Here is a 23,433-nt window from a genome sequence, read left to right as displayed (position 1 = left end):
TTTTTCTTTATTTGTATGTTTTAAATCTACGCCTTATGTCTTCTGCTGTACCTCATTCTGCTTTTGCTGCATTTGCCAGTCGTGACTTCACGTTATTGACGGTCAATCAATGCTGTCTGACGTTTGCGGTGCTAATTCAAGAAGTACTGATCGCGTATTATCTGTATCAAATTACCAAGAATCCGCTTATCCTCGGCTTGGTCGGGATCATGGATTTTTTACCCTTTCTCATTCTCTCTTTATGGGGCGGTTATATTGCTGACCGTTTTAATCGTCAACGTATTTTGCAGATCAGCTTTAGCTTCGCCATCCCCTTATCGATTGCTTTATGGATCAGTTTTGATCTTTTCCACACCCAAACCATCAGTGCAAATTTATTATTAATCTCATGCTTGAGTATTCTGTTTTTATTTGGCTGTATTCGCGGCATATACAGTCCCTGCTTTAATTCTTTACGTCCTTTTGTCGTACCCGAACATTTGTATACCAATGCCGCCACATGGACCAGCATGTGCTGGCAAGCCAGTGGTATTCTTGCACCCGTCATTGGGGGCTTCCTGTTGGCTCATCTCGATTTAGACATTACTTTTAGTGTCATCGTGGCACTTTTTTTCAGTGGCAGTATTGCCCTCTGGTGTTTGCAAAAACGAGATTTCCCGCAAATCCAAACGGAGTCAGTAACTCAAAGTCTTAAAGAAGCAGTACATTTTATTTTTAAAACTAAAATTATTTTTTGGGCGATGTTTCTCGATCTGAGCTCCGTTTTTTTTGGTGGCATCATCGCGCTGCTGCCCATTTTTGCCCAAGATGTTTTACATATCGGTGCAGATGGTTTTGGTCTATTACGCGCAGCACCTGCTTTTGGTGCATTGGTGATGATGATTATTTTAATTCGCTATCCACCAAAATCTAGACCGTGGCAGATGATGCTTATAGCAGTGACAGGCTTTGGCCTGTGTACCTTGTTATTTGCTGTTACCAGACAGCTGTATTTTTCAGTCGCAGTTCTCATTATTATGGGAGCATGTGACAGTATCAACATTGTCATTCGTCAAACGATTCTGCAACTGATTCCACCCAAGGACATGCTTGGACGTGTCGCTGCCATTAATGGCATCTTTGTCACCTCGAGTAATGAGCTTGGTGCGTTGCAGTCGAGTGTGATGACGCGCTTTTTCAGCGTGATTCCTGCGATGTTGATGGGTGGTTCACTGTCTTTGCTCTGCGTTGTTATAACCAAGCTCAAGACCAAAGACTTATTGAAGTTTCGTTTTTAATTCCCCTATTAAACAAATAGTTATTTTAAAATTCAATGTCATATGAAACATACTTTGCCCGCGTCTTCAGGCCTCTCTAAATTTATTATTTTTTCCGTTTTTGTATGGCTGGTCTTGCTGTGGCTGCAATCGACCTATATTGTCATTATCGGTGGGCATGCCTATCTATTCTGGACCTCGTTTGGCCTTTTGATATTGAACATTCTGAGCTTACGCCCAACGATTTTAAAAAACCGAATTGCTTTGGTAACGACCGCTGCCTTGCTGATTTATCTGGTGTTTAACTCGCTGTTTTGCACCTATTTGATGATTGCCTTCTATTGTATTTTCTACCTCTATTCAGATGAATATAAGAATAAACGCGCCATTAAATTGATCAGCTTATTCTTGATCATGATCATCTTTGCGATCTACCAGACCCAATCTCTGCATGAACTCAAAAGCCATTATGAAACCTATGAAACGGGTGAAACATGGCAAAAATATGGCGCCTTATAATTCAGCACATAAAAAAACCTCACATGACGTGAGGTTTTTTTATTATCACAATTAATCTTGTGAATCGGGATACAAAGGACGATTTCCGGGACTAATACGATTGATGTGCAAGAAAGTCATATGACGTTCGTACTTATCAAGAATGTCGTTAATCACCTGTTCTTTGGTGTATCCAACCAGATCATTGTCCTGCGAACCCTCATACAAGAAGGTTTCCAGACGGTAGTAGAACTGCTTACCGCGTTTACCACGTTCACTGAAGTTAGGCGCGATATAACGTACCGGCCAAATTTGATAAACGAAGTTGTGCTCTTCTTCCAAGTAGATGGTTAAATCTAAATGATAGAGTGCATCGTTGTCTTCCAATGCTGTTTGGGTGACATCGACTTGCATACCACGTTTAACCAGTTCATCGGCAACTGTGCGTACTGCAGGCTCACAGACACTATCAAGCATGCGTTGGGTTTCACTGGTACCCGGATGATGCATCACACGGGCTAAACGCTTTTTCCAGTTCAGGATATCCACGTTCCCCACCACGGGCGCAGCATTCATACTACGACTTGCCTTCCGATAATCTTCCAGACGCAAAGACTTGTACAGCCCCGCCATGACCAACAACATGACAAAGCTAAACGGTAAGCCCATGATTACCGTAGCACTTTGCAGCGCGGTAATCCCGTTTGCCATCAGCATTGCCAAGGTGAGCAAGCCAATTGCCGTTGCCCAAAACACTCTTAACCAGCGTGGCGCATCATTATCAACATTGGAAAATTTAGTGGTAAAGTTCCCTAAAACCAACGCACCAGAATCGGCAGAGGTTACATAGAACAATAGACCTGTAATCGTTGCCACACCTGCAATAAATGCAAACCACGGATATTGCGCCAATAGGTCATAAAAACCATGCGCAGGGTCAGTCAGAACTGTTTGAGCCAGTGCCGTATTGCCTTCAAAAATGACGTTATATAAGGCACTGTTTCCAAAAATAGATAACCACGTGATGGTGAACAACAATGGAATAATTAAGGTACCGCAAACAAATTCACGAATGGTACGGCCACGGGAAATGCGCGCCAAGAACAGACCAACAAAAGGTGACCAAGCCACCCACCATGCCCAGAAGAATAAGGTCCAGCTATTCATCCAATCCTTAGGTTGATCAAAGGCAAAACTTTCCAAGGCCAAACTTGGGAATCGACTGATGTAGTCACCAAAGTTTTGTACCAATGCATTGAGTAAAAATCCTGTATTGCCCAAGAACAAGACAAACAACATTAAGCCAATTGCGGCAAAAATATTGATTTCAGATAAAACCTTAATGCCTTTATTGACCCCAGCTGTCACCGAAATAATGGTGACAATAACAGCAACCAAAATCAGTGCCGACTGAATCAACAGGTTTTCAGGCCAACCAAATAAGACATGCAAACCATAATTGATCTGAACGACGGCGATACCACAGGTGGTGGCAATACCAAAGATGGTCCCGATAACCGCTGCAATATCTACACTATGCCCAATCGGACCATCAATTTTTTTACCAAAAATTGGGTAGAGTGCGGAACGAATCGTAAGTGGCAAGTTATAACGATAACTAAAGTAGCCCAAGGCCATCCCGACCAAGGCATACATGCCCCAACCCGTTAAACCATAGTGGAACAGCGTCCAAACCATGCCCTGACGCGCAGCTTCATAGGTTTGACCTTCACCCACAGGCGGATTCATATAATGAGATAAAGGTTCTGCAACAGAGAAGAACATTAAATCTGTTCCAATCCCCGCCGCAAACAACATCGCTGACCAACTGAGTAAACTAAACTCAGGTTTGGAATGCTTAGGACCAAGTTTGATATCGCCATAACGCGAGCAAGCAATAAAAACCACAAAGATTAAATACAATGTTGCAGCTAATAGGTAATACCAGCTGAATTTATCACTGACCCAAGCCAGCACTACGTTGAGCAAATGGTTGGCAAAATCGTTAAATAAAATCGTAACAAGTGCAAATGTTAAAATAAGTAGAGCTGAAACATAGAAGACCACACGATTTAAATGGTCTTTATTCGCTAATGTAGCATCATCAACCGCTCTTGGATTATCTGTCGCCATACAATCCTCAGGGAGTTAGAGAAGAAAAAGAAAATATTCATCCACGTCTTTTCATCACGAGATCAATGAAAAGACATATCTGAATAGAAAATGAAAAACAAAAGTTATTTACCCGAATTACAATATTTCTGATTTTTCAGTGGTGTGATGTGATGACTGAGTGTCCTGCGTTATCACTTGCGGTGGTGTAGGACTAAATTGATCCTGTTTAAGTGCTTTGGCCAAGCCAAACATATACAGCAAAATAATAACGGAGAATGGCAAACCACACAGTACCACAGCGCTTTGCATAGAGTGAAAACTCCCTGCCAACAGCAGCCCGATACTGACAATGGTAATCACCACAGACCAGAAAATTCGCAACCAAATCGGTGAGTCACTTTCATTGCTACCCCCTTTCGAGGACAGATTTGCGATCATGAGTGTACCAGAACCCACAGGGGTCAAAAACAATACGAAACAAATCACAACAACAATCCCAGCAACATAAGGATTGAATGGTAGAAATTCGAGAAGCTTAAATAAGGACAAAGCAGGATCGGTTAACACCAGATCACCTAAGATTTTTTGCTTTTGTTCCAAAATAAAATAGATTGCGGTGTTACCAAAAATCGAGATCCAAGCCAGCGTAAAACCCAATGGAATCAGACAGACACCGAGCACAACTTCACGAATGGTACGGCCTTTGGAAATACGCGCAATAAACATGCCCACGAATGGTGCCCATGCAATCCACCACGCCCAATAGAACACTGTCCATGAACCTAACCACTCACCTGCTTTAGCATTGTAGAGGTACATATCAAAGCTCTTCGCTAGAAAATGATCGAGATAATCCCCCACGTTCTGTACTAAACCATTAAGTAAATGGTTGGTTGGCCCTGTGAGGAATACAAATAGTAAGAGCGCATAGAGCAAACGCAAATTAATACGCGATAACCAAGCCAAGCCCTTTTCAATTCCAACCACGGTGGTCATGGTCGCGACTGACATCATCAGCAACACCACCGTAATCAATGTGGTTTGATTGTTTGGAATTTCAGGTAAGAGATAATGCACGCCCGAAACCAGTACCAAAGCACCGATACCGAGATTCGTCACCAAAGAAATGACTGTGGCTAAAATCCCAAAACCATCAACAAAATCACCGATCAAACCATGAATACGTTCACCAAAGATTGGATATAGCGCAGAGCGCAATGCCAATGGCAAGTTCTGACGAAAAGCAAAATAACCGAGTGTCACACCCAATAAGGCATACAACACCCAACCATGGATGCCCCAATGTAAAAAGCTATACATCATGGCATCACGTGCTGCTTGAATGGTTCCACCCTGACCTTCTGGCGGTCGAATAAAATGGTCAACGGGTTCAGCTACACCGTAATACAGCAGCGCAATCCCGATCCCTGCGGAAAACAGCATCGACACCCAAGCCAGATAGCCAAACTCAGGTTTATCGTCATCTTTACCTAATGGAATCTGCCCAACCCGAGAAAAGGCCAGCCAAGCAACAAAACCTAAACAAACCACGATTACCAGCATGTAATACCAACCAAATAATTGATTGGCCTGCCCTTGTATATAGGTTAACCAGAACTGACTGCGCTGTGGAAACAACACAAACAATAGGCCAAAAATGCCGATACTGATTGCGGAGCTCCAAAAAACAAACAAATTTAAACGTATAGGTTCAGATGGGGACCCTTCATTACTTTCTGACACCATGTTCTTGCTCCTTGCAATTGGTGTTTTTTCTTAAAAAATAATGTGATAAGTGTTCAATTCTGCTTATCGCCTTATCCATAAGAATCTTTGATTTATTACGCTACTTCTATTCTTTCCAATCAAAAATTCATTGATTTTTACAGATTATACTTTTTATTGATTGAACGTTCAATCAATAAAAAGTATGATAAAAAAATGTTATGATGCTCTACATCGAGAAATGTTGAATAAAAAGCACCTTGGCAGGGCTTTAAATGGATAAGCATGACAAAGCGTAGAGTAAAACCAGAGCATGTGCGACGTGAAGAAATTATTAGCGCCGCATTTTATGTAATTTCTGAAGTGGGGTTATCCAATACCACCATTGCACAGATTGCAAAAAAGGCCGAACTATCGACTGGTATTGTGAGTCACTATTTTGGTGACAAACAGGGATTGATCAATACCTGTATGCAAGAAATGCTCAACGTTTTGCGTCAAAAGACTGACCAATACAAAGCCGAAGCAGATACGCATCCAGAAAGCCAGATCAAGGCCATTATTGATTCCAACTTCGATATCAGTCAGGTCAACAAACAAGCCATGCGGGTCTGGTTAGACTTTTGGTCTGCCAGTATGCACCTTCCCGAACTTGGACGTTTACAACGAATTAATGATCAACGCCTGTATTCCAACTTGAAACATTATTTTCTTATGTTGGTCGATGATAAACAACAGGCAAGCATCGCTGCTCGCGGATTAGCAGCTTTGATTGACGGATTATGGTTACGCGGCAGTTTAAGTAGTCACGATGAGTTTGACAGCCAACTGGCCCGTTCCATTGCTTACGATTATGTAAAAACGCAAATTCAATTTGCGAACAAGCCTTTGCAGGAGAAACAGAATGAGTGATGCACAAGTTCACCAATTATATATCCACGGACGTTATGTCGCAGCGACCAGTGGCAAAACATTTAACAGCATTAACCCTGCCAACGGTGAAGTGATCGCAACACTTCAACAAGCCTCACAACAAGACATTGAAGCGGCTGTTCAAAGCGCACAACAAGGCCAAAAAATCTGGGCAGCGATGACCGCGATGGAGCGTTCACGCATCTTACGTCGTGCAGTTGATATCTTACGTGAACGTAATGATGAACTTGCCCAGCTCGAAACCCTCGATACTGGTAAAGCCTATAGCGAAACCTCGACCGTGGATATCGTGACAGGCGCAGATGTACTCGAATATTACGCTGGTCTTGCAACCGCGATTCAAGGCGAGCAAGTGCCACTGCGTGAATCAAGCTTCTTTTATACCCGCCGTGAACCCCTCGGTGTAGTGGCTGGTATCGGTGCTTGGAACTATCCAATTCAAATCGCCATGTGGAAATCTGCGCCTGCCCTAGCAGCGGGTAATGCCATGATTTTCAAACCAAGCGAAATCACGCCGCTGACTGCATTTAAACTTGCTGAAATCTATACCGAAGCGGGCGTACCAGATGGCGTATTTAACGTGGTTCAAGGTGCGGGTCGCGAGATCGGTCAATGGTTAACTGAACATCCTGTGATTGAAAAAATCTCGTTCACGGGTGGTGTCGAAACAGGCAAGAAAGTGATGGCCAGTGCTGCGGGTTCGACTTTGAAAGAAGTGACCATGGAGCTTGGCGGTAAATCACCCCTGATTATTTGTGATGATGCCAACCTTGACCGTGCTGCGGATATCGCAGTGATGGCAAACTTCTTTAGCTCAGGTCAAGTCTGTACCAATGGTACCCGTGTGTTTGTGCCAAAAGCCTTGCTTGCTGATTTTGAAGCAGCTGTTGTAGAACGGGTAAAACGTATTCGTATCGGTGATCCGATGGTTGAGCAAACCAACTTCGGACCTCTCACCAGTTTCCCGCATATGGAAAAAGTGTTGTCTTTCATTGAGTCAGGCAAACAGCAAGGTGCAAAACTATTAATCGGTGGTGGCCGTGCCACTGAAGGTGATCTTGCCAAAGGTGCTTATGTACTACCGACTGTATTCAGCAGCTGCCAAGATGATATGGCGATTGTGCAAGAAGAAATCTTTGGCCCAGTGATGAGCATTCTCAGCTATGAAACTGAGGAAGAAGTGATCCGTCGTGCCAATGACACCACCTTTGGCTTAGCTGCAGGTGTGGTGACCCAAGACATCACCAAAGCACATCGTATGATTCATAAACTTGAAGCAGGTATCTGCTGGATCAATACCTGGGGCGAATCGCCTGCGGAAATGCCAGTCGGTGGCTACAAGCAATCTGGTGTTGGTCGTGAAAATGGCTTAACCACTTTGGGTCATTACACCCGTATCAAATCCGTTCAAGTTGAGTTGGGTGAGTATCACAGCATTTTCTAATGCCCTCAGCTTTCACCCTCAAAATTAATCCTCAATGCCGAGCAATCCCATGATTGCATCGGCATCCTCAAGAATAGAAAAAGGGATAACGATGAATACTCAAGCATATGACTACATTATCATTGGCGCAGGATCTGCCGGAAATGTGCTCGCAACACGTCTGACTGAAGACAAAGACGTGACTGTTTTATTATTGGAAGCAGGTGGTCCAGACTACCGTTTAGATTTCCGTACTCAAATGCCAGCTGCTTTGGCTTTTCCTTTACAAGGTCGTCGCTATAACTGGGCCTATGAAACCGATCCTGAACCACACATGAACAATCGCCGTATGGAATGTGGTCGTGGTAAGGGCTTAGGTGGTTCTTCTCTGATTAATGGCATGTGCTATATCCGTGGTAATGCCATGGATCTGGATCAATGGGCAACCATGAAAGGTCTGGAAGACTGGACCTATGCAGACTGCTTACCCTACTACAAAAAAGCCGAAACTCGTGATATCGGTGGTAATGACTACCACGGTGACAAAGGCCCTGTGTCAGTTGCAACCCCTAAAAATGGCAACAATGTCTTGTTCCACGCCATGGTTGAAGCAGGCGTACAGGCAGGTTACCCACGTACCGATGACTTAAATGGTTATCAACAAGAAGGCTTTGGTCCAATGGACCGTACTGTGACCCCAAAAGGTCGTCGCTCAAGTACTGCCCGTGGTTATCTGGATCTAGCCAAAGGTCGTCCCAATTTAACCATCGTCACACATGCCACCACCAACCGCATCCTGTTCAATCAAAAACAGGCCGTGGGTGTGGAATATATTATTGGTGCAGACAAAGCCAATATGAAACAGGCACAAGCCAAACGTGAAGTCTTGCTCTGTGCAGGTGCGATTGCATCGCCACAAATCTTGCAACGCTCAGGTGTGGGTGAAAGCAACTTCCTGAAATCGATGGATATTGATGTCGTGCATGACTTGCCCGGTGTGGGTGAGAACCTGCAAGACCACTTAGAAATGTACTTGCAATATCAATGCAAGCAACCGGTATCACTCTACCCTGCACTGCAATGGTATAACCAACCTGCGATTGGTGCTGAATGGTTATTCAATGGCACAGGTGTGGGTGCAAGCAACCAGTTCGAAGCGGGTGGCTTTATCCGTAGCTCGGAAGAGTTTGACTGGCCGAATATCCAGTATCACTTCTTACCTGTTGCGATTAACTACAACGGTAGTAATGCAGTAAAAGAGCATGGCTTCCAAGCGCATGTCGGTTCAATGCGCTCACCGTCACGTGGTCGCATTAAGCTGAAATCAAAAGATCCGTTTGAGCATCCAAGTATTCTGTTCAACTACATGTCAACAGAACAAGACTGGCGTGAATTCCGTGATGCGATCCGTATCACCCGTGAAATCATGGCGCAACCTGCGCTTGATCCGTATCGTGGTGAGGAAATCAGCCCGGGTAAACATATCCAGACCGATGCAGAACTGGATGAATTCGTCCGTACGCATGCTGAAACAGCATTTCATCCATCATGCAGCTGTAAGATGGGCGAAGACGACATGGCAGTAGTCGATGGTCAAGGTCGCGTTCATGGCGTACAAGGCTTACGTGTGGTTGATGCTTCCATCATGCCATTGATCATTACTGGTAATTTGAATGCCACCACGATTATGATCGCAGAAAAAATTGCCGATAAAATCCGTGGTCAAAAACTCCCTCGTTCTGAAGCGGCTTATTACAAAGCGGGTACAGCACCTGTACGTCAAGCGCCATTACGTCCAATACAATAAGCAAGAAATTCCTTTAGGGGATACCCGAAGCTGAGCTTCGGGTTTTACTTCATTCAGGGAGAAATGATGAAAAAAACCTTATTTTTAATTGCACCTTTCGCTTTTTATTTTCAAAGCACCCACGCCACTGAAACCCCCTCACCCTACTCAGCCAATATCACTGCGGCTAGCCAATACGTTTCTCGCGGTTTTCAACAAACTTGGGGTAAACCTGCCTTACAAGGTGGACTGGATTACAACCATGCCAGCGGTTTTTATGCAGGGACTTGGGCATCGATGGTAAGTGATCATTTTATTCGGGATGCCTCAGTCGAGTGGGATGTGTATTCTGGCTATAGCCGCAGTTTTGGTGATTTAACTGTCGGCACCAAAGTCACCTATTACTATTATCCAGGGGCAAAAACCACTGCGGATACCGGCAATACCCGTTTTGATTATGGGGAAATTATCCCTGAGATCAGCTATGGGCCACTCAGCGTTAAATATGCGATGACCTATACCCAAGATTATTTCGGCAATAACTCGGATACTTTGGGCGTCGGCAACAATAAGCATTCACGTGGCTCGGGGTATTTGGATGTCAATTGGCATCAACCGATTACGCAAGGTTGGTCGGTCAATGCCCATTATGGCAACCAACGCATTAAAAACTTTTCTGCAGCCAGCTTCCAAGATGCCAGTTTTGCCGTCAACAAAGAACTGCCCTACAATCTTTCCAGCAGTTTGACCTATAGCAAAGCATGGGATAAAGACGGTTTTTATCAGCAATACAGCAATGGCAATCCAAATGCTAAAGTCTCGAATCCGATTGATTCAACCCTGACTTTTTCATTGACCAAAAGCTTCTAATCCTAACTAGATCAAGTCTTCTGACATAAAAAAGCCGCTTCACTGCAAGCGGCTTTTTAAAATCGTGGATGTTATGACTTGATCAATTCAATCGTTGCGCCTGCACGTTTTGGATCAATCAGAATCTTGGCGTGTTGCTCTGGATCACGCAGCGCTTCAAAGGCATTGCCGACACCTTCCAAGCCGACCACACCTGTGATCAATGGTGAACAATCCACTTTACCTTCCGCAATCATATGCAGCGTGTCACGGAACTCAAGTGGGGTATAACCCAACACATACTGAATTTCTAGCTCTTTATTAATCGCCAAGGCAGGTTCGATCTTGTCACTTTGCATACAAACCCCTACGCCCACGATACGTGAGAACAGTGGTGCACCTTCCAAAATCTGCTGCATGATCCCAGCCACACCCACGCACTCAAAAATCACTGGACGTTTTGGCAATAACCCGAGTTTATCCCCGACACGCATGGCATTCACCCACGGTAATGCGTAAGTCTGAACCTTGTCAAAAATCCCCATGCCCATATTAATTGCTTCTGAGACATTGCCCAATAAGCCGAGCTCTTTCCAACTGCTAAATGGTGATTGCTGTTTAGGATCAATCAAGATATCTGCACCACACTGCTCGGCCAAGCGACGGCGATTCGGTGAAAAATCACTGGCGACTACGGTTTTGACACCCGCTGCTTTGAGCATAATAATCACACCCAAACCGACAGGACCACAGCCAATCACAATCGCTGGCTCATTTTTCTTGATTCGACTACGACGTACCGCATGTAAGGCAACAGCCATCGGCTCAGTCAGTGCAGCACTGTCTGCATCTAGACCATTGGGCACTTCAAACATCAGACTGGATTGCACCAAGACCTGTTCTGCATAACCACCTGAAGCACTTGGCGATAGCCCCGTCGGAACATAGCCTTGTGGATCGACATTTAATAAAGGCATAGCACAAACCAAAGTATCGGCTTTCAATTTACGTCGTGTTTTTGGGCCGTAATCCAAGACTTTACCGCAGAACTCATGCCCGAAAACCAATTTATCCGAGGACTTTGCCACCCCATTAAAGCCAACTCGCGCTGCCAAATCATGCATATGATCGCAGTGATGTTGCATGTGTAAATCAGAACCACAGATACCACAACGTACCACTTCAAGTAAGACTTGCCCCTTCGCAGGAACCAATTGAAGGCTGTCTTCCAGTTTTAACTCAGCGTTATGACAAATCAGAGATTTCATAGGATGCTTTCCTTTTTGTTTTATTCCCATTGTTCGCTTTTAGCACTTTGACCCGTTGCTGTACCAAGCAAACAACACATGACTCAATCCTGACAAGGATAATTGTCAAAAACTATGACCTAAATATCAATATATCGCAGTAATAAAGTCAGCAAATGATGTATTTTAAAATCGCTCGATTGATTCAAAAAAAGTTTAAAAATTATTCTCTTTTAACTTCAAATAGATGAATCTATTTTTCTAAATTGCTTCCCTATTTTTATTAAAACGATCAAATTTAAATCTTGCATTTAATAGTGTCTTTATGACACTATATATTTACTGGCTTTAAGCCACTATAAAAGAGAAGTTAAAAATGACGATTCAACTTATGACAGCTCAAGCCAATGTTCCCATCGAGTTTTTGCAGTTTTCAGGTGGTGAACGTCATATTCAACTACAGCCTGAGTTATTGAACCAATTACAAGCTGACACGCAGATCAAAGCCTCACTTCAGAACAGTGCAGATGTGATGGATTATCTATTATTGGAAAATGTGTTGTTGCAACAAGACACTCGCCTTTCCGTAGAAATCCCTTATTTTCCCTATGCACGTCAAGACCGTATCTGTGCACAAGGTCAGGCCTTCTCACTGGATTTAATGACCAAGTTATTGAATAGTAATAGCGAAAAATTTGCAGGACAACGTCAGAAAATTGTGGTGTGGGATTGCCATAGCCCAGTGACCCTTGAACTGTTACGCAAAAATACCAGCTTCCAAGAGGTAATCAATATCGAACCGATTGAGATTATCCAGCAAAGCCCAGCATTGATGCAGATTTTAAGCGCCGACAATACGGTATTGATCTGCCCTGATGCTGGTGCAATACAACGCACCGAAGCGATTGCAAACCGTATCAATCCGCAACGCCAACAAGCCATTGAAGTGATTCACTGTGAAAAGAAACGCGATCCAAGCACTGGAAAAATTAGAACAACGGCGGTGGATAGTCCTGATTTGACAGGAAAAACAGCCGTGATCACCGATGATATTTGCGATGGTGGTGCCACCTTTATTGGTATTGCCAAACAACTACGCAGCCTAAATTGCCAAAACATTATTTTGTATGTCACCCATGGCATTTTTAGCAAAGGTCTCGCGGTATTTGATGGCTTGGTCGATCAGATCTTTAGCAGCAATAGCCTGCCACAAGCAGAAGCAAGCAAACTCAATATCATCAATTTTCAAAATCAAGATTAAAGCAAGAGGCCAATAAAAATGAGTATTAAAATTAACCCACTCAATGCAATTGATTTCTATAAAGCAGACCACCGTCGCCAGTATCCAGTGGGAACTGAATACGTCTATGCCAACTTTACCCCGCGTTCATCACGCCTAGCCAAAATGCTGCCTGACTTTGATGACAAGATTGTGTTCTTTGGCCTGCAAGGCTTTATCAAACACTTTCTGATTGAAACTTGGAATGAAGGCTTCTTCAATCAAGCTAAAGCCAAAGTGGTGGCAGCCTATAAACGCCGTATGGACAACGCTTTAGGTGAAGGTGCTGTGCCCGTCGAGCACATCGAAGCCTTGCACGATCTTGGTTATTTACCATTAAAAATTAAAGCCTTGCCAGAAGGTAGCCGCGTCAATATCAAAGTACCAGTATTGACCATCATCAATACTGATCCGAATTTCTTTTGGTTAACCAACTATATTGAAACCGTGCTCAGTGCCGAGCTATGGAAAAGCTGTACCACCGCTAGCATTGCCTATGAATACAAACGTTTGTTAACCCAATATGCAGAAAAAACAGGTGCACCTTTAGACTTTGTTGCTGTTCAAGGCCATGATTTTAGTAGCCGCGGGATGAGTGGGATCTATGATGCAGCCCAATCAGGCGTGGGGCACTTGACCAGTTTTATCGGTACCGATTCAGTTGCATCAATTGACTATGCTGAAGAATATTATAACGCCACTGGTGTCATCGGCGTTTCAGTGCCTGCAACAGAACACAGTGTGATGTGTATGGGCAGTGAAGAAAGTGAAATCGAGACCTTTAGACGCCTGATCTGTGAGCTTTATCCTGCTGGGGTAGTCAGTATCGTTTCAGATACTTGGGATTTCTGGCGTGTGATTACCGAGTTTAGTGTGGAATTAAAAGCAGAGATTTTAAAACGCCAACCGAATGCCCTCGGACTCGCCAAAGTGGTGTTTCGCCCTGACTCAGGTGATCCCGTGAAAATTATCTGTGGCGATCCTGATGCAGAGCGAGATAGCCCTGCTTATAAAGGTGCAGTGCAATGTTTATGGGAGATTTTTGGCGGTACCAAAACAGCGCAAGGCTATAAAGTACTGAATGAGCGTGTTGGTTTGATCTATGGTGACTCGATTACCCTAGAACGTGCACAAAATATCTTAAAAGGTTTGGAAGCCAAAGGCTTTGCTTCCAATAATCTGGTCTTTGGAATTGGCAGCTATACCTATAACTATTTGACTCGCGATAGCTTTGGTTTTGCTGTAAAAGCCACTTGGGGGCAAGTCAACGGTATCGGCCGCGAACTGTTTAAAGACCCAGTGACCGACTCAGGTGTTAAAAAATCAGCCAAGGGCTTATTACGGGTTGAACAAACCGAAAATGGTTTTGAACTCTTTGATCAACAAAGCTTTGAACAGGAGAAGATGGGGGCACTGCAAACAGTATTTGAAAATGGTCAATTGTTAAGCGAATGCTCGCTTGATCAAATTCGGGAGAGATTGATCTAAGCAATATCAAGACCTCTAATTTGCAGCTCATCTACGTTATATCAGACAGGCGGCATGGATGCCGCCCATTTAACGATCTTGCACGAAGTTCAGAATGCTATTTTGAACTGGGCTCAGGATGCACCATCAACTAACTATAGCAATGAACAGTTTTCGCTTAGGCCTTATCCCCAAAAGTATGCAATTGCCAATACACAAAAGTTTTGATTTCTCGATAACGGATGTCGCTATGCCTAAACAAGCTAAACTGTTTTTTCATTTATAAACAGCACATTCAAATCTATAAAAACCTTTATACTTGATTCACTCATCCATGAGATAACACCAAATGACCTATACTTCCGAACAGGAATACCTTGCCCACTACCAAAAAACAGACTATGACACCCCACTGTTTATGGTCGATATGGCAATTTTTTCTGTGGCGAAAGGTCAATTACAAGTCTTAATGATTCAGCGCTCCAACTTTCCCGAAAAAGGCAAATGGGCGCTACCAGGTGGCTTTGTCGATTTAAAAACCGACCCAGACTTAATGGCAACGGCGCATCGCAAACTGCTTGAAAAAACAGGGATTCACTCCCCTTACCTAGAACAAGTCGAAACCATTGGCAATCAACATCGTGATCCACGCGGCTGGTCGATTACCGCTTTATATTTTGCCCTGATTGATTTTGACAAATTTGAAATTCAAGCAAGTCACACCACTGAGCATAGCCAATGGTTTCCAATCGATCAGGCATTACAGCTGGATTTAGCTTTTGATCATCAACAGCTGCTCCAACTCGCTTATGATCGCCTTGGCAATAAAACCCGTTACACCGCTCTACCCGCCAGCCTCATGCCTGAGCTTTTTACCCTGACCGAATTACAAACCATTTATGAAATTATTTTAGGCCATACATTAGAAAAGAAATCATTCAGACGGCGTATGCAGGAAGCAGGTGCAGTTGAAGAAACGGGACAGCAAAAAATTGTCGGCAAGCGCCCTGCTCAATTATTCCGCTATGCACTGGAAAATTATAATTTCACTTTTCCACGTATGCTGGAAACACCACGCAACAGCACTGAAAATGAAAAGAGCTAAGACATTGCTAGCTTAGCTCCAATTACTGATCGTTTAAGTTTACTTCCACGTTTGACGAATTAAGTCCACCGCTTTCTCAGCAATCATAATCGTCGGCGCATTGGTATTACCATTCACCACGGTTGGCATAATTGAGGCATCAATGACTCGCAATCCCTCAATACCATAGACTTTCAGTTCAGGATCAACCACGGCCATCTTATCCACCCCCATTTTACAACTACCCACTGGGTGATACACCGTATCGACACGTTGGCGCAAAATCTCACGGATTTCATCATCAGACTGCACATTAGCAGTAAACATGTCCTCTTTAATTTTTTCACTTAAAGCAGGTGCGTTCATTAACTTTTGCGTGACTTTATACCCATCGACCATATCCTGAAGATCTTGCTCATCCTCAAGGAATTTAAAGTCAATCAGCAATGGATCATCCACATGTTTACCACTGAGTTTGACTGAACCACGCGCACGCGGATTCAACAAACAGACGTGGCATGAAATCCCGTGTCCCATATGCATTGTTCGAGCATGGTTATCTACCACCGCAATCACGAAATGCAGTTGTAGATTTGGCTTATCCAGCTCAGGGCGAGTTTTTAAGAAACCACCACACTCAGCAAAATTGGTGGTGATCAAACCGCGACGCTCTTTACGATAACGTCCAATCTGCTTGACTAGGTCTAGGCTTCCACCCACTGATACACCAAAAGTTCCCTCCATTTGCTTGGTTTTATAAGCAAAAATAAAGTCTGGATGGTCATGCAGGTTTTCACCCACACCCGCCAAATCTTTAACGACAGCAATACCGTGCTTTTCAAGCTCTTGACTTGGACCAATACCAGATAGCATCAAGACTTGTGGTGACTGGAATGCCCCTGCTGACAATAAGACTTCCTTCTTGGCACGAACAACTGTGTTTTGTCCATTGTGTTTATATTCGACCCCAACAGCACGACCATTTTCAATCACAATTTTTGACACCAAGGCTTTGGTAATCACATGTAGATTGGAACGCTGGCCTAAATGAGGAAATAAATAACCTCGGGCAGCACTCCAGCGTTCGCCATTTTTTTGCGTGACCTGATAAACACCAAGTCCTTCTTGTTCTGCACCATTGAAGTCATCATTTAGCGGATAATCCACCTGCTTCGCAGCTTCAACAAAAGTTTTTTGATAAGGATTATCTGAACGTAATTCACTGACATTAAGTGGACCATGCTGTCCATGATATTCATTACGAATGCGCTCGTTATGCTCTGATTTTATAAAATATGGCAAAACATCGTCATAAGACCATCCCGCATTACCCAAAGCAGCCCAATGATCGTAGTCACTGCGATGCCCACGGATATACACCATTGCATTGATGGCAGAACTTCCACCTAAGCACTTACCTCGCGGTTGATAACCTTTTCGGCCATTTAGGCCTTTTTGTGGAATGGTTTCTAAAGCCCAGTTATTAATTTTAGTCGGAATACTAATCACTGCTGCTGAAGGTGTATTCACCAACCAACTGTTGCCATCACCACCAGCTTCTAATAAACATACCGAAATATTTGGATTTTCTGATAATCGCCCAGCCAGTACCGATCCTGCTGAACCACCACCTATAATTACAAAATCAAAAGCTGTTTCTGTCATCGCTATACTCTGTTTTTTCTTTTTAAAAAGTGGAAGCATTATGCCGAACACGGCATTTAAATACTGTTGTAGTTGTCTAACCAATTCATATCAATATAAGCAACTTAACTGGATCATCCTCAAAGCGCAATAGCCAAATCAAGCAATGCCCTTGCAGTAAAAATGCAATCTTTCAGAAGCCAATAAGTCACCTCCTAATAATATTCATTCATGTCTATTTAAAACTGGCAAAAGGCTCAGAATGGACTCATCAATCAACACTTCAAACTTACTCCTTTAACACATCAGGATAATGTTTGCATTCCACTTTACTTTGAATAGCTAAACCAAGTAAATAAATCATTTATTAGTTTTATTAAAACAAATTTTTTAAATAACTGAAGATTATTTACTGGATAAAATAATGAAGGCTCTTATCACCAAAGGTTGTCATACAGACCACGGTGGCATAGTACAAGAAGCGGATAATACCTTTCTCGTCGAAGGGATTCCTGTACACGTAGAAGGCATGAGGCACTATTGCCCCAAATGCCAAGTGATGGCCACAGCTCAAGCTTCAGGTAGAGGCTTTTTAATGGTAGGCACCAGAACCATTATTGTGGCGGGTGACAAAGCCACTTGCGGTGCTACCTTTTTTCCGAATCAAAGCCTTGTGGTGAGAAATAACGGAATCGGTGCAGGCGCGAATAGTTCATCCGCTGTTAGCAACTTCCTCAATACCAGCAGCCCTCAAGTTTTCGATGAACAAGTGGCAGCTGAGTTTAGTTTTGCCGAAGGTATGCCCTACTTAATTGAAACAGCTGAGGGTAAAATCTTTCAAGGCACAATTGGCGCTGATGGGAAACTGCCACGGATTGAAACCGAGGGACATGCTTCTTATAAACTCTATTTAGGTGAAGAAGCACTCACCAAGCGTGGTGGTGATGCCAGTTAATCAATCGGGAACAGTTAAAACAAATCCCAAACGAGGCTCTGTTGCGGCTTGTAGTATGGTGGGAATCGTTCCGATTACCTTTAAAGAGTTATGGGATAATTACTATGGTGACAAAACTCCACCTTATAACATTAATGGACAAGCCCCTAAAGGGTTTGAAAATCAATGTGCAATTCGAATGAGCGTGACTTTGCATAAAGTAGGTGTAAAGATGACTACTTTTTCTCAGAACAATATTAAACCTGAAGGGAAAGCACCTACGCTTGGTCGTATTGTATTAAACAATAAGGCGACAGCAACAAGAGCGAATGAGATGGCTGGCTGGCTTCAAACAAGACCTGTTTGTGGGATTGGCCCTGCTATCGTCATAACAGGGAGAGATTGGCAATCAAAAATCAAAGGTAAAACAGGAATTATATTTTTCGGAGAGTATTGGGAACGCGATGATGAAAGTGCAGATGCAGCGAGCGGTGGACATATCGATTTATGGAATAAATCAAAATTAACAGATAATTGGACAACCTTTTTACGTTTTACTCTTGGGTTTAACAGTTTTGACTTTATGGGATATACATATTCTGATTATGGTAAAGCAAAGAGAATATTGTTTTTCGAGGTAAAGTAATGAAACATATTTTATGGGTATTAGCTGGAATTTTTTTAGTTGCAATAATTATTCTAATTGTACCTCAATTTTTTAGTTTAATTTATACAGATAAATCTAGATGCAGAGAAGGATGTAGTGCTGATTTTTTAATAATTGCAAGAACATTTACTTGGACAAGCCTCTTTTCGGGTGGACTCATCGGATACTTATTTTCATTAAGAAAAGTTGGTTTTAAAACAATATTTTACTTCATTATTTTAATTATTTTTTTATTAGTTTTGCTTTCTTGGTATTCAACAAATTATGGCTATGGACTGAATCTAAGCTATTAATTTTGAGTTCAAATGATGAAAAAGATTCTGTACCCTATCTTAGGTCTAATAATTATCATTGTTTTAATGCAACTTTCGCATGAAATTTTTATTAACTTATTAAAACATAAAAGGCCATGTATAGAAGGTTGTAGTGGTTCATTTAAGAACTTTTTAATGATCTATACTTGGTTTTGGTTCATCTTAAGCATGTTGGCTGGTTATCTTATAGCAGCCAAAAAAGCGAGCTATAAATTCATCATAATCTTAGTTCTTGTATTTTTAATCTCTACATTTATCGTGAATTGGTACGCCGCGACCTACGGCTACGGACTCAATTTAAGCTATTAAATTTAAAAAATCCAGACGTAAAAAAACCGCTAACTTAGCGGTATTTTATCTCATCTTTTAAGATGATGGTCGGAGCAGTAGGATTCGAACCTACGACCCCCTGGTCCCAAACCAGGTGCACTACCAGGCTGTGCTATGCTCCGAAATTGGGGTGAATGACGGGATTCGAACCCGCGACAACTGGAATCACAATCCAGGGCTCTACCAACTGAGCTACATCCACCATCAAAACTTTGATTCTATATACCAAGCTGCCAAATGGCGCGCCTGACAGGATTCGAACCTGTGACCATCCGCTTAGAAGGCGGATGCTCTATCCAACTGAGCTACAGGCGCATAACGATGATAATACTATCACGATACTTCGCCGATATTTAAAACTATGTTTTTCAACATATTTTAAATGGTCGGAGCAGTAGGATTCGAACCTACGACCCCCTGGTCCCAAACCAGGTGCACTACCAGGCTGTGCTATGCTCCGATTTCTTTTCAGCTTTTAGTGTATCGCACATCGTGCGGTACGGTGTGCATTCTAGGCGCGACGCCCTAGAACGTCAACACCTATTTTCCAAAAAACTAATAAATCCTTATCAAATGTATATTTAACAAGCATTTTCAGACATTTTAGCGTTTCAAAGAAGCACTAAAGTTCAACATTCGATCTAAGGGTAATTTCGCACGTTCAGCTAAGGCTGGATCAACGTGTATTTCTTGATCAGCATGCTGTAACACATGCAAAATACCATCCAGTTCATTCATTGCCATCCACGGGCAATGTGCACATGAACGACAAGTCGCGCCCTCACCTGCAGTTGGCGCTTCAAATAATTCTTTATCTGGTGCGGCTTGCTGCATTTTATAGAAAATGCCGCGATCTGTTGCCACAATCATTTGTTTATGCGGCAAGGTCTGTGCTGCTTTAATCAGTTGCGAGGTACTTCCCACCGCATCTGCAATATCCACCACTGATTCAGGTGACTCAGGATGAACCAATACCGCAGCATCTGGGTAAAGTGCTTTCATTTGTGCAATACCACGCGCACGGAATTCTTCATGCACGATACATGCACCATCCCACAATAACATTTCTGCGCCAGTTTTCTTTTGAATATAACGACCTAAATGCTGGTCAGGTGCCCAAATAATTTTTTCACCCAAACTATCTAAGTGCTCAATGATCTCTACCGCACAACTTGAAGTCACCACCCAATCGGCACGTGCTTTCACAGCCGCCGAGGTGTTGGCATACACCACCACGGTATGATCAGGGTGCTGATCACAGAATGCAGTGAACTCATCGACAGGACAGCCCAAATCGAGTGAACAGGTTGCTTCTAGGGTTGGCATCAACACGGTTTTTTCAGGGGATAAGATTTTTGAGGTTTCGCCCATAAACTTCACGCCTGCCACCACAAGCGTTGTTGCAGGATGATCACGACCAAAACGCGCCATTTCCAATGAATCAGAAACACAGCCACCCGTGAGTTCGGCAAGCTCTTGCACTTCCGGATCACAGTAATAGTGAGCCACAAGCACTGCATTGCGTTTTTTCAACTCTGCTGCAATTTGGGCAAACTTTTCTTGTTTCACTTCTGGGCTAAGGCTGTTGTCCTTTGGCTCGCCCAAACGATCTAAATGCGCCTGCACAATATTTTTGGCTTCGTTCGCAATTAAATTCGCATCATTCATAAAACGTCTTCTCTATCCTGCGTGCTTGCATCACTGCAAACTTTTAACGTGGGTAATGGCGTGATCATTTGGGAAAAATCACCTCATCCACAAACTAGCTAAAAAAAGCCCCACTGTAGAGGCTTTATTATAACGCAAATTTATGAGCGATAATCGGCATTAATTTTGACATAGTCGTAAGAAAAGTCACAGGTATAAACCGTATCTTTTGCTGTACCACGACCGAGGTCAATACGAATGCTAATTTCTTTCTCAGCCATGACGGTTGAGCCCGCTTCTTCGGTATAGTCAGGGTTTGCACCACCATCCAAGCAGATTTGTACATTACCAAGCCAAACTTGAACTTTGCTGCTATCTAGGTTTGGTACACCCGCTTTACCAATCGCCATCACAATACGACCCCAGTTTGGATCTGAGGCAAATAAAGCCGTTTTAATTAACGGTGACTCAGCAACGCTATAGGCCACATCACAACATTCTTGGGTATTGGCTCCGCCTTCCACCTGAACGGTAATGAACTTGGTCGCGCCTTCACCATCACGCACAATCAATTGCGCCAAACGATTCATAATACGTGCAAGCACATCAAGCACTTGTTGATAACGTGCATCATCTTGGCTCTGAATTTCAGCACCGCCAGCTAGACCCGTTGCGACAAAGATACAAGAGTCATTGGTCGAGGTATCACCATCAATGGTAATGCGGTTAAAAGAATGCTCAACCGTGGTTTGCAATAACCGCTGTACCAATTCAGCACTAATCGGGGCATCGGTTGCAACGAAGCTGAGCATGGTCGCCATATTCGGACGAATCATACCTGCGCCTTTGCTGATTCCCGTCATGGTATAAGTCACACCATCCAGCTCAAACTGTTCAGATGCACCTTTTGGTGTGGTATCTGTAGTCATAATGCCCGATGCTGCGTCCGCCCAACGATCTGCATTTAAATCATTTAATGCAGGTTGAATGCCTTGTACTAAACGTTCAATCGGGAGTTGCTCACCAATCACACCAGTTGAAAATGGTAAAATCTGATTGGCTTGAACACCTGTTAATTCAGCTAACTTGGCACAAGTCGCTTCTGCATTTTTATAACCAACTGTTCCCGTTGCAGCATTGGCATTACCCGTGTTGATAATCAGGTAACGTGGGGTATTTTCTGTTAAATGCTTTTTACTCAATTGAACAGGCGCAGCCGCAAAAGCACTTTGGGTAAATACCCCTGCAACATTTGAGCCTTCGGCAAATTCAAAAATGACTAAATCTCGTCGATTTGGATAACGTACATACGCCTCAGTTGAGCCAATTTTTACACCCTGCACCACATGCATAAGTGGCATTGTTACGTCACCAACAGCCATTTTTAAACTTCCATTCAATTTGTTATGAAAAAGAAAATGAATACATACCCTATATATGAGACTCGGAAAGGTCATCTACAACCTGCGTGGTATTTGTAATATCCCGTTTCTGCGATAGATAAAACAAATGCAACAAGTGAACAGGTTTTGTAGATGACAATGCCTTTGGTTACTTTGGGCGAAACCAAAGTAACTCGAACCGAAGGTTATTCCTAATATTGAATTACACTAAGCAAGACACCGCCTCGCTAATAACTGAGTTACGGTTCAAGTCATAAAATATGTCGATTCATATCTGTTAAATAGCTTATTCCAAAAAGAAATGAAAATCGAGTATTAACACTACAGATTATGGAATTTGGCTTTGCTCTAAACTCAGTAAAATCTGCTTCTTATCCAGACCACCTGCAAAACCCACCAAAGCCCCACTCGAACCAATCACCCGATGACACGGCGCAATAATCGAAATCGGATTCTTACCATTGGCGGCTCCAACAGCACGTACCGCTTTTTCATTCCCTAACTGAATAGCAATGTCTTTATAACTGCGTGTTTCCCCATAAGGAATGCTCAATAAAGCCTGCCAGACTTGTTGCTGAAATGCAGTGCCTTGAAAATCAAGTGGTAAATCAAACTGCTGACGTTGCCCTGCAAAATACTGTTCTAATTGTTGTTTGACACGATGCAGCATTGGATGCTGGCGATCTTCAATCAGCTCAGAAAGCCGCACCCGTTTATGGTCTTCATTATCCCACATCACGGCGACAAGTGCCTGATCATGAGCAACCAGTTTTAATGCACCCACAGGAGAATCCATGTACATATACACCAGTTGCATCACACTCTCCTCAAC

General features: G+C 43.1%; 20 protein-coding genes and 4 tRNA genes. 13 read left to right on the top strand and 11 right to left on the bottom strand.

The window, feature by feature from the left end:
• Nucleotides 1-35 precede the first annotated feature (35 nt).
• On the top strand, nucleotides 36-1,277 hold the full coding sequence (locus A7P54_RS08820; protein WP_171549345.1) for an MFS transporter: 1,242 nt from the start codon (nucleotides 36-38) through the stop codon (nucleotides 1,275-1,277).
• A 42-nt stretch (nucleotides 1,278-1,319) separates the two neighbouring features.
• Complete coding sequence (locus A7P54_RS08815; protein ID WP_171549344.1) at nucleotides 1,320-1,775, top strand: hypothetical protein; 456 nt, start codon at nucleotides 1,320-1,322, stop codon at nucleotides 1,773-1,775.
• Nucleotides 1,776-1,826: 51 nt separating this feature from the next.
• On the opposite strand, the gene A7P54_RS08810 is transcribed toward A7P54_RS08815, so the two are convergent.
• Both A7P54_RS08810 and A7P54_RS08805 read right to left on the bottom strand, forming a co-directional pair.
• The gene (locus A7P54_RS08810; protein ID WP_005312420.1) at nucleotides 1,827-3,887 is read right to left on the bottom strand and encodes a choline transporter; all 2,061 of its coding nucleotides are present in this window, start codon (nucleotides 3,885-3,887) and stop codon (nucleotides 1,827-1,829) included.
• A gap of 117 nt (nucleotides 3,888-4,004) precedes the next feature.
• A complete protein-coding gene (locus A7P54_RS08805) occupies nucleotides 4,005-5,615 on the bottom strand; it encodes a BCCT family transporter (protein ID WP_171549343.1) in 1,611 nt (536 codons plus the stop codon).
• Between the two features lie 264 nt (nucleotides 5,616-5,879).
• On the opposite strand from A7P54_RS08805, the gene betI reads away from it, so the two are divergent.
• The 4 genes from betI (at nucleotide 5,880) to A7P54_RS08785 (ending at nucleotide 10,606) form a co-directional block, all read left to right on the top strand.
• On the top strand, nucleotides 5,880-6,506 hold the full coding sequence (betI, locus tag A7P54_RS08800) for a transcriptional regulator BetI (RefSeq protein ID WP_004804724.1): 627 nt from the start codon (nucleotides 5,880-5,882) through the stop codon (nucleotides 6,504-6,506).
• Nucleotides 6,499-7,971 (top strand): betaine-aldehyde dehydrogenase, encoded by a 1,473-nt coding sequence (betB, locus tag A7P54_RS08795; RefSeq protein WP_171549342.1) that lies wholly within the window; start codon nucleotides 6,499-6,501, stop codon nucleotides 7,969-7,971. Before betI ends, betB begins: the two co-directional genes overlap by 8 nt.
• A gap of 91 nt (nucleotides 7,972-8,062) precedes the next feature.
• Nucleotides 8,063-9,757 carry a choline dehydrogenase gene (gene betA / locus A7P54_RS08790; protein WP_171549341.1) on the top strand — a complete coding sequence of 565 codons (1,695 nt, stop codon included), beginning with the start codon at nucleotides 8,063-8,065 and terminating at the stop codon, nucleotides 9,755-9,757.
• Between the two features lie 66 nt (nucleotides 9,758-9,823).
• A complete protein-coding gene (locus A7P54_RS08785) occupies nucleotides 9,824-10,606 on the top strand; it encodes a TorF family putative porin (RefSeq protein ID WP_171549340.1) in 783 nt (260 codons plus the stop codon).
• Between the two features lie 71 nt (nucleotides 10,607-10,677).
• Here A7P54_RS08785 and A7P54_RS08780 read toward each other — a convergent pair whose 3' ends face one another.
• Nucleotides 10,678-11,853, bottom strand: coding sequence for a zinc-binding dehydrogenase (locus A7P54_RS08780; RefSeq protein ID WP_171549339.1), 1,176 nt, complete (start codon nucleotides 11,851-11,853; stop codon nucleotides 10,678-10,680).
• Nucleotides 11,854-12,208: 355 nt separating this feature from the next.
• On the opposite strand from A7P54_RS08780, the gene prs reads away from it, so the two are divergent.
• The 4 genes from prs (at nucleotide 12,209) to A7P54_RS08765 (ending at nucleotide 15,683) form a co-directional block, all read left to right on the top strand.
• Nucleotides 12,209-13,093 (top strand): ribose-phosphate diphosphokinase, encoded by an 885-nt coding sequence (gene prs / locus A7P54_RS08775; RefSeq protein WP_171549338.1) that lies wholly within the window; start codon nucleotides 12,209-12,211, stop codon nucleotides 13,091-13,093.
• An 18-nt stretch (nucleotides 13,094-13,111) separates the two neighbouring features.
• Entirely contained in the window at nucleotides 13,112-14,599 is a 1,488-nt protein-coding gene (locus tag A7P54_RS08770; protein WP_171549337.1) for a nicotinate phosphoribosyltransferase, read from the top strand.
• Between the two features lie 54 nt (nucleotides 14,600-14,653).
• Nucleotides 14,654-14,806, top strand: coding sequence for a hypothetical protein (locus tag A7P54_RS18830; RefSeq protein ID WP_216077071.1), 153 nt, complete (start codon nucleotides 14,654-14,656; stop codon nucleotides 14,804-14,806).
• Between the two features lie 121 nt (nucleotides 14,807-14,927).
• Complete coding sequence (locus A7P54_RS08765) at nucleotides 14,928-15,683, top strand: NUDIX domain-containing protein (RefSeq protein ID WP_171549336.1); 756 nt, start codon at nucleotides 14,928-14,930, stop codon at nucleotides 15,681-15,683.
• A gap of 39 nt (nucleotides 15,684-15,722) precedes the next feature.
• On the opposite strand, the gene A7P54_RS08760 is transcribed toward A7P54_RS08765, so the two are convergent.
• Entirely contained in the window at nucleotides 15,723-17,327 is a 1,605-nt protein-coding gene (locus tag A7P54_RS08760) for a choline dehydrogenase (protein ID WP_171549335.1), read from the bottom strand.
• 403 nt (nucleotides 17,328-17,730) lie between these two features.
• On the opposite strand from A7P54_RS08760, the gene A7P54_RS08755 reads away from it, so the two are divergent.
• From A7P54_RS08755 to A7P54_RS08745, 3 genes are read left to right on the top strand one after another with little or no spacing between them, the layout of a single operon-like run.
• Entirely contained in the window at nucleotides 17,731-18,261 is a 531-nt protein-coding gene (locus A7P54_RS08755) for a PAAR domain-containing protein (protein WP_171549334.1), read from the top strand.
• The gene (locus tag A7P54_RS08750; RefSeq protein ID WP_171549333.1) at nucleotides 18,251-18,886 is read left to right on the top strand and encodes a type VI secretion system amidase effector protein Tae4; all 636 of its coding nucleotides are present in this window, start codon (nucleotides 18,251-18,253) and stop codon (nucleotides 18,884-18,886) included. The genes A7P54_RS08755 and A7P54_RS08750 overlap by 11 nt, the downstream gene beginning before the upstream one ends.
• Nucleotides 18,886-19,200 (top strand): hypothetical protein, encoded by a 315-nt coding sequence (locus A7P54_RS08745; protein ID WP_004804698.1) that lies wholly within the window; start codon nucleotides 18,886-18,888, stop codon nucleotides 19,198-19,200. Before A7P54_RS08750 ends, A7P54_RS08745 begins: the two co-directional genes overlap by 1 nt.
• 396 nt (nucleotides 19,201-19,596) lie before the next feature.
• Here the strand turns inward: A7P54_RS08745 and A7P54_RS08740 are convergent.
• From A7P54_RS08740 to A7P54_RS08710, 7 genes are all read right to left on the bottom strand, one after another.
• Nucleotides 19,597-19,673 (bottom strand) — tRNA-Pro (locus A7P54_RS08740).
• A gap of 4 nt (nucleotides 19,674-19,677) precedes the next feature.
• A tRNA-His gene (locus A7P54_RS08735) sits at nucleotides 19,678-19,753 on the bottom strand.
• 36 nt (nucleotides 19,754-19,789) lie between these two features.
• Nucleotides 19,790-19,866, bottom strand: a tRNA-Arg gene (locus tag A7P54_RS08730).
• A gap of 68 nt (nucleotides 19,867-19,934) precedes the next feature.
• A tRNA-Pro gene (locus A7P54_RS08725) sits at nucleotides 19,935-20,011 on the bottom strand.
• Between the two features lie 143 nt (nucleotides 20,012-20,154).
• The gene (nadA, locus tag A7P54_RS08720; RefSeq protein WP_004655525.1) at nucleotides 20,155-21,219 is read right to left on the bottom strand and encodes a quinolinate synthase NadA; all 1,065 of its coding nucleotides are present in this window, start codon (nucleotides 21,217-21,219) and stop codon (nucleotides 20,155-20,157) included.
• Nucleotides 21,220-21,359: 140 nt separating this feature from the next.
• Entirely contained in the window at nucleotides 21,360-22,580 is a 1,221-nt protein-coding gene (argJ, locus tag A7P54_RS08715; RefSeq protein WP_171549332.1) for a bifunctional glutamate N-acetyltransferase/amino-acid acetyltransferase ArgJ, read from the bottom strand.
• Between the two features lie 349 nt (nucleotides 22,581-22,929).
• Nucleotides 22,930-23,418 carry a methylated-DNA--[protein]-cysteine S-methyltransferase gene (locus A7P54_RS08710; RefSeq protein ID WP_005205701.1) on the bottom strand — a complete coding sequence of 163 codons (489 nt, stop codon included), beginning with the start codon at nucleotides 23,416-23,418 and terminating at the stop codon, nucleotides 22,930-22,932.
• Nucleotides 23,419-23,433: the final 15 nt, after the last annotated feature.

Source organism: Acinetobacter sp. Ac_3412 (assembly GCF_013072675.1).
GTDB classification, from domain to species: domain Bacteria; phylum Pseudomonadota; class Gammaproteobacteria; order Pseudomonadales; family Moraxellaceae; genus Acinetobacter; species Acinetobacter higginsii.
This window is presented reverse-complemented; position numbering and strand designations above follow the sequence as displayed.

Bases quoted from the DNA above. Each gene is read 5' to 3' on its own strand.
- A7P54_RS08765 (WP_171549336.1), top strand. From the start codon at position 14,928: ATGACCTATACTTCCGAACAGGAATACCTTGCCCACTACCAAAAAACA.
- A7P54_RS08810 (WP_005312420.1), bottom strand. From the start codon at position 3,887: ATGGCGACAGATAATCCAAGAGCGGTTGATGATGCTACATTAGCGAAT.
- A7P54_RS08710 (WP_005205701.1), bottom strand. From the start codon at position 23,418: ATGCAACTGGTGTATATGTACATGGATTCTCCTGTGGGTGCATTAAAA.
- betI (WP_004804724.1), top strand. From the start codon at position 5,880: ATGACAAAGCGTAGAGTAAAACCAGAGCATGTGCGACGTGAAGAAATT.
- A7P54_RS08745 (WP_004804698.1), top strand. From the start codon at position 18,886: ATGAAACATATTTTATGGGTATTAGCTGGAATTTTTTTAGTTGCAATA.
- A7P54_RS08750 (WP_171549333.1), top strand. From the start codon at position 18,251: ATGCCAGTTAATCAATCGGGAACAGTTAAAACAAATCCCAAACGAGGC.
- A7P54_RS08785 (WP_171549340.1), top strand. From the start codon at position 9,824: ATGAAAAAAACCTTATTTTTAATTGCACCTTTCGCTTTTTATTTTCAA.
- A7P54_RS08820 (WP_171549345.1), top strand. From the start codon at position 36: ATGTCTTCTGCTGTACCTCATTCTGCTTTTGCTGCATTTGCCAGTCGT.
- prs (WP_171549338.1), top strand. From the start codon at position 12,209: ATGACGATTCAACTTATGACAGCTCAAGCCAATGTTCCCATCGAGTTT.
- A7P54_RS08780 (WP_171549339.1), bottom strand. From the start codon at position 11,853: ATGAAATCTCTGATTTGTCATAACGCTGAGTTAAAACTGGAAGACAGC.
- A7P54_RS08755 (WP_171549334.1), top strand. From the start codon at position 17,731: ATGAAGGCTCTTATCACCAAAGGTTGTCATACAGACCACGGTGGCATA.
- A7P54_RS08815 (WP_171549344.1), top strand. From the start codon at position 1,320: ATGAAACATACTTTGCCCGCGTCTTCAGGCCTCTCTAAATTTATTATT.
- argJ (WP_171549332.1), bottom strand. From the start codon at position 22,580: ATGGCTGTTGGTGACGTAACAATGCCACTTATGCATGTGGTGCAGGGT.
- A7P54_RS08760 (WP_171549335.1), bottom strand. From the start codon at position 17,327: ATGACAGAAACAGCTTTTGATTTTGTAATTATAGGTGGTGGTTCAGCA.
- A7P54_RS18830 (WP_216077071.1), top strand. From the start codon at position 14,654: ATGGATGCCGCCCATTTAACGATCTTGCACGAAGTTCAGAATGCTATT.
- nadA (WP_004655525.1), bottom strand. From the start codon at position 21,219: ATGAATGATGCGAATTTAATTGCGAACGAAGCCAAAAATATTGTGCAG.
- A7P54_RS08805 (WP_171549343.1), bottom strand. From the start codon at position 5,615: ATGGTGTCAGAAAGTAATGAAGGGTCCCCATCTGAACCTATACGTTTA.
- A7P54_RS08770 (WP_171549337.1), top strand. From the start codon at position 13,112: ATGAGTATTAAAATTAACCCACTCAATGCAATTGATTTCTATAAAGCA.
- betB (WP_171549342.1), top strand. From the start codon at position 6,499: ATGAGTGATGCACAAGTTCACCAATTATATATCCACGGACGTTATGTC.
- betA (WP_171549341.1), top strand. From the start codon at position 8,063: ATGAATACTCAAGCATATGACTACATTATCATTGGCGCAGGATCTGCC.